4 protein-coding genes are annotated in these 6000 nt (G+C 71.3%); all 4 read left to right on the top strand.

What is annotated here, in order from left to right; genetic code table 11:
* Nucleotides 1-238: 238 nt before the first annotated feature.
* The 4 genes from E8M80_RS20810 (at nt 239) to E8M80_RS20795 (ending at nt 5962) form a co-directional block, all read left to right on the top strand.
* Nucleotides 239-1186 (top strand): ArdC family protein, encoded by a 948-nt coding sequence (locus E8M80_RS20810; protein WP_137127638.1) that lies wholly within the window; start codon nt 239-241, stop codon nt 1184-1186.
* A 186-nt stretch (nt 1187-1372) separates the two neighbouring features.
* Nucleotides 1373-2404 (top strand): YncE family protein, encoded by a 1032-nt coding sequence (locus E8M80_RS20805; protein WP_137127637.1) that lies wholly within the window; start codon nt 1373-1375, stop codon nt 2402-2404.
* A 319-nt stretch (nt 2405-2723) separates the two neighbouring features.
* On the top strand, nt 2724-4844 hold the full coding sequence (locus tag E8M80_RS20800; RefSeq protein WP_137127636.1) for a ParB N-terminal domain-containing protein: 2121 nt from the start codon (nt 2724-2726) through the stop codon (nt 4842-4844).
* A gap of 62 nt (nt 4845-4906) precedes the next feature.
* Nucleotides 4907-5962 (top strand): toprim domain-containing protein, encoded by a 1056-nt coding sequence (locus E8M80_RS20795; RefSeq protein WP_137127635.1) that lies wholly within the window; start codon nt 4907-4909, stop codon nt 5960-5962.
* Nucleotides 5963-6000 lie beyond the last annotated feature (38 nt).

The following is a 6000-nucleotide window of genomic DNA, read 5'->3' as shown; positions in this document are numbered from 1 at the left end:
CCCGCGCCTACCACCACATCCCCGAAGCCGTCTGCGCCATCCGCGACTACTGGCGACATCACGCCGCAGCATCCTGAACCCAATTCACCGCGGCCGTGGGGCCCAGACGACGCTTACGATCCGCTGGCAACGTAGACGTCTGACCGCGCCGGCGAGGGGAAGAGTTTGGCGGCTGTCGCCGTGACGGGTTTCGGGGCCGAGAGAGAGGCTCACGGCCGGCCCGTCATGAAGAACCGCCATGACCCGCTCCGTGACGCGGCCGGCCCCGAGCGGCCGAGCCTCGGGTGACCGCGCGAACCTTTACGACGAGATCACCGATAAGATCATCGCCGAACTCGAGGCCGGGCGCCTGCCCTGGGTGCAGCCCTGGGGAACCTCCGGTGTGGCCGCGCCGCTGGCCCTCCCGAAGAACGCCGCGACCGGCCGGCGCTATTCAGGGATCAACGTGCTGATCCTCTGGGGCGCTGTCGTCGAGCGCGGCTACGCCGGCCAGAGCTGGCTCACCTTCCGCCAGGCGCTCGCGCTGGGCGGCAGCGTGCGCAAGGGCGAACGTGGCACCACCGTCGTCTACGCCGACCGCTTCATCCCCGGCGAGGAACGCGAGCGCGCGCAGGAGACGGGCAAGGACGCCCGCGCGATCCACTTCCTCAAGCGCTTCACCGTATTCAACGTCGAGCAGTGCGATGGCCTGCCGCCCGAGCTCGCGGCGACGGCGCCGCCTGCGGATACCTCGCTCATCGAGCCGCGGGTCCAGGCGCTGATCGCGAGCTCCGGCGCCGACCTTCGCATTGGTGGGGATCGCGCGTACTACGACGTGCTCGGCGACTTCATCCGCGTGCCGCCGCCGCAGGCCTATTTCCAGCCGATCGACTGGCACCGGACCGCGCTGCATGAGCTCGGCCACTGGACGGGGCACGCGTCGCGCCTGGGCCGCGAGATCGCCAACAGCTTCGGTTCGAAGAAGTACGCGCAGGAGGAGCTGGTCGCCGAGATGACCGCGGCCTTCACCTGCGCCGCGCTCGGCATCGTGCCGACAGTGCGCCACGCCGACTACATCGGCGCCTGGCTGGAGGTGCTGCGCGAGGACAATTGCGCGATCGTCCGTGCGGCGAGCGCCGCGTCTAAAGCGGCTGACTTCCTGCTTGGGCTCGCGTTCGCTGAAACGCCACGGCGCGCGGCGAATTAGTGGTGCGATTCATGCAGACCGTTCCTGGCCCGCAGGACATGCCGCGCGCCACCGGCCGTTGTGCTGGCGGGCCGATTCACGCTGCTACGCAAGCCTGAGAATCGACATACTTTGTCGCGGGACGGTTGTCTCCCCGAAATCTGGCGGTGGAATGCTTAGCGGCGACCACACAGGGAGGACCGCTCCATGCCCCGTCTGCTTCGTCGCGAACTGCCGCTTTTGTTGATAGGTGGCGGCTTGCTACCAGCCGCACCCTTAGCGCGCGCCGCCGTTGCTTGCGCTGGCACGGTTTTCACCGCAGACGAGGGCGGCGCCAGCATCAGCGCGGTCGATCTCACCTCGGGGCGCGTCCACGCCGCCACAGTCCCGATCGTGCCACACAACGTTGAGGCCGTGGCGGGCGGGCGGAAGCTCTTCGCGGTCGGTATCGCGTCCGGCGCGCATGGTGCCGACCACTTGCGCGCCGGCGGCCGCTTGGTGATCCTCGAGCCGGTGCGGGGCGCAGCACCGCGGGTGATTGACGAGATTCCCGCCGGTCGGCATCCAGGTCATGTGGTGGCGGATGCGGCGGGAGAGCGCGCGTTCATCACTGACTCTGAGACTGACGCGCTGCTGGTCGTAGATGTGGCGCAACGTCGCATCGCGGCCAGCGTGCCAGTGGGCGACTATCCGCATGGGCTGCGGCTCAGCCCCGACGGGCGCGAGGCATGGCTCGCGAATGTCAGGGACGGTACCGTCTCTGTGGTCGACATCGCAGCCGCGCGGGAAGTGGCGCGCATTCCGGCGGGGCCGTCGCCGGTGCAGGTCGGCTTCGTCCCCGATGGCTCAAGGGCTTATGTCTCGCTCCGCGGTGCCAATGCTGTGGCGGAGATCGATGCGCGGAGCCGGCGCGTGCTTCGGCGCATCCAGGTCGGCCGCGGGCCCGTCCAGCTCTTCGCGACGCCCGATGGCGGGTTCCTCTACGTTGCCAATGAAGGCACGCGCAATGCGCCTGGGACAACCGCTTCCGTCATTGATCTTGCCTTGGGCAGCGTCATTGCGACCATCGAGACCGGGCGGGGTGCACATGGAGTGGTGGTGTGCGGAAACGGGACCCGCGCCTTCGTCACCAACCTCTACGATGACACGCTGACCGAGATCGACGTCACGACGCGGACAGTTCGGCGGCAGCTGCGCGTCGGTCGCACCCCAAACGGGGTAACCTGGGCGCCCGCCTGATCCGGCAGATTCGCATCGGAGCCCAGGCGGGCTCCCTGCCTCTCCAGTTTACGCGCTAGGCGGAATGTCTGGCGGTATCGAAGGCGATCACACCATACACGCCTTCCGAGTGGCCGGGCATGGCGAGACGCTACGATAGGCGTCACGACGCAGCCTCAGCTGCATACGCGGCGTCGTCGAGAGACTCTTCTCCGCGCGTGTTCCCTCGGGATATCGTCGACGCGGAGGGCCGGAGAACAGTTAGAGGGCTGAAGGGGTCTTCGTGACGGGTTGAGGGTCGGGAGAGAGGCTCCCGGCCGGCCCGTCATGGAGAACCCCCATGTCGAAGTCCACCCCCAAGGTCGCGCTCTCCGCCTCGCGCGACATCCCCTTCAACCGCCTCGTCCTCAGCCAGGCGAATGTCCGCCGCATCAAGGCCGGCATCGCCGTCGAGGAGCTGGCCGAGGACATCGCCCGGCGCACCCTGCTGCAGAGCCTCACCGTCCGCCCCGTGCTGGACGATGACGGCCGCGAGACCGGCATGTTCGAGGTCCCCTCGGGCGGCCGGCGCTTTCGCGCGCTCGAGCTGCTGGTGAAGCAGAAGCGCCTCGCCCGCACCGCGCCGATCCCCTGCATCATCCGCACCGAGGGCATCGCCGAGGAGGACAGCCTGGCCGAGAACGTGCAGCGCGCCCCGCTGCACCCGCTCGACCAGTTCCGCGCCTTCCAGGCACTTCGCGAACGCGGCCGCTCGGAGGAGGAGATCGCTGCGGCCTTCTTCGTGTCGGTCGGCGTGGTTCGGCAGCGGCTGCGCCTCGCCGCCGTCTCGCCACGCCTCCTCGACGTCTACGCCGAGGACGGCATGACGCTCGACCAGCTGATGGCCTTCACCGTCAGCCCCGACCATGAGCGCCAGGAGCAGGTGTGGGAGGCGCTGCAGCGCTCCTACACGAAGGAGCCCTACCAGATCCGCCGCCTGCTGACCGAGGGCGCCGTGCGTGCGTCCGACAAGCGCGCTCGCTTCGTCGGCGCCGAGGCCTACGAGGCCGCAGGCGGGCTGATCCTGCGCGACCTGTTCCAGCCCGACGATGGCGGCTGGTGGCAGGATGCGGGGCTGCTCGACCGCCTCGCGCGCGAGCGGCTGGAGCGCGAGGCAGAGGCGATCCGCGCCGAGGGCTGGCGCTGGGTCGAGGCTGCGCCCGACTTCCCCTACGGCCACACCTACGGCCTGCGCCGCCTGGCCGGCGAGGCGCAGCCGCTCAGCGAGGAGGAGACGGCGCGGCGCGAGGCGCTCCAGGCCGAGTTCGACCGGCTGGAGCAGGAGTGCGCCGAGGCCGACGAGGTGCCGGAGGAGACCGACCGGCGCCTGGCCGAGATCGAGGAGGCGCTCGCCGCCTTCGACGACCGGCCTGTTGCCTACGAGGCCGACGAGATGGCGCGCGCCGGCGCTTTCGTCAGCATCGATGGCTCGGGCGCGCTGCGCATCGAGCGCGGCTATGTCCGGCCGGAGGATGAGCCGCCGGTCGCGGCCGAGCCGGAACAGGAGCAGGTCGAGGCCGACCAGCCCCAGGCCGGTGCGGAGCCGGAGGGCGAGACCACGGCCGAGCCCGACACCGGCACGTCTGCCTCGCCCGCCGAGCCCCCGGAGGAGGACGAGGGCATCCGCCCGCTGCCCGATCGGCTGCTGACCGAGCTCACCGCGCACCGCACCCTCGCGCTGCGCGACGCGCTCGCCGCCGATCCGCAGACGGCCTTCCTAGCCGCGCTGCACGCGCTCTGCCTGCGGCTGTTCTACCGCTACGGCCTCGACTCGTGCCTGGAGATCGAGCCGAAGAGCGCGCTGTTCTCCGCCCAGGCGCCGGGCCTCGCCGACACCGCCTCGGCTCGCGCCATCGAGGCCCGCCACGTGCGCTGGCAGGCGCAGATGCCGCAGGAGCCGGGGGAGCTCTGGCCGGTCCTCGCAGGCTTCGACGCCGACAGCCGTGAGGCGCTGTTCGCGCACTGCGTCGGGCTGACGGTCAACGCGGTGCACGAGGCCTACAACCGCCGGCCCAAGGCGATCGCGCACGCTGACCGCATCGCCGAGGCGGTCAACCTCGACATGGTCGCGGTCGGCTGGCGGCCGACGGCGGAGGCCTATCTCGGCCGCGTCACCAAGGGCCGCATCGTCGCTGCCGTGCGGGAGGCGGGCGGGGCGCGGGCGGCGGAGCGCCTCGCCGGCCTGAAGAAGGCCGAGATGGCGACGGCCGCCGAGGAGCTCCTCGCCGGCACCGGCTGGGTGCCTGAGCCGCTGCGCACGCCAGGCCAGGTCTTCGCGGCGGTGGAGCCGGAGACCGAGGCGACGCCGGAGGGCGAAGCGGAATCGGCGGCCGAAGGCGGCGAACCGGCCATCGCCTCGGCGCCGCCGGCCGAGGACACTCAGGCGGCGGCGATCCCCACCGCCGCGATCGCCGCCGAGTAACCGGCCTCCCTGCACCTCGCGGGCCCGTCGCAAGGCGGGCCCGCACTTTCATGGAGGGACCGATGCGCGAGGATGCCGCCGCGCTCGCGCGCCGCCTGGCCCGCAACGCCGAGGCGGTCTGCCGCCACTACCTCTCCAACGGTCGGCGCGAGGGGCACTGGTGGACAGTGGGCGATGTCGCGAACACGCCGGGGCGCAGCCTGTTCGTGCGGCTGCACGGGCCGGAGGCGGGCCGTGGCGCCGCCGGGAAGTGGACCGACGCCGCGACGGGCGAGCATGGCGACCTGCTGGACCTGATCGCCCGGGTGCGCGGCCTCGACAGCCTGCGCGACGTGCTGGACGAGGCGCGGCGGTTCCTGAGCCTGCCGGCGCCACAGCGGCCGGAGCCGCGCGCGCTTGTCGCTGCCGGCTCACCGGATGCGGCGCGTCGGCTGTTCCACGCCGGGCAGCCGATCAAGGGCACGCTCGCCGAGACCTATCTGCGCGCGCGCGGCATCACCTACCTGGACAACCTGCCCGCGCTGCGCTTCCACCCGCGCTGCTACTACCGCGCGGACGAGAACGCGCCCGTCGAGACGTGGCCGGCGATGTTGGCCGCAGTGACGGACCTCGACGGGACGATCACCGGCGTGCACCGCACTTGGCTCGCGCGCGACGGCAGTGGCAAGGCGCCGATCGCGACGCCGCGGCGGGCGATGGGGCGGTTGCTTGGAAATGGTGTCCGGCTCGGCGTCGTGCAGGACGTCGTCGCCGTCGGTGAGGGCATCGAGACCATCCTCGCGCTGCGATGCACCCTGCCGCGCATGCCGATGGTCGCCGCGCTGTCGGCAAGCCATCTCCCGGCGCTAGTTCTGCCGCTTGGTCTGCGCCGACTCTATGCTGCCCGAGACCGCGACCACGCGGGCGCCCGGGCCGCCGAAACACTAGCCGAACGCGCGCGGCGCGGCGGCGCTGAGTCTATCGCCCTGAGCCCGCGTTCGGACGACTTCAATGGCGATTTGCGCCAGGTCGGTCAGGCGGAGTTTGCCGCGCTGCTGCGTGCGCAGCTCTCGCCTGAAGACGTCGGTCGATTCCTGGGCGTCATGGCAGCCCCGCGCCCTCCAGTGCAGCGGGTGTAGCCTTGCCGTGTCGCCTGGGTCGGCGCGTATCTCCGCAC

Origin of the sequence: Roseomonas sp. HF4 (genome assembly GCF_005222755.1) — a bacterium.
Taxonomy (GTDB): domain Bacteria; phylum Pseudomonadota; class Alphaproteobacteria; order Acetobacterales; family Acetobacteraceae; genus Neoroseomonas.
Note: the sequence above shows the minus strand (reverse complement) of the source record. Positions and strands in the feature narration are given on the sequence as shown.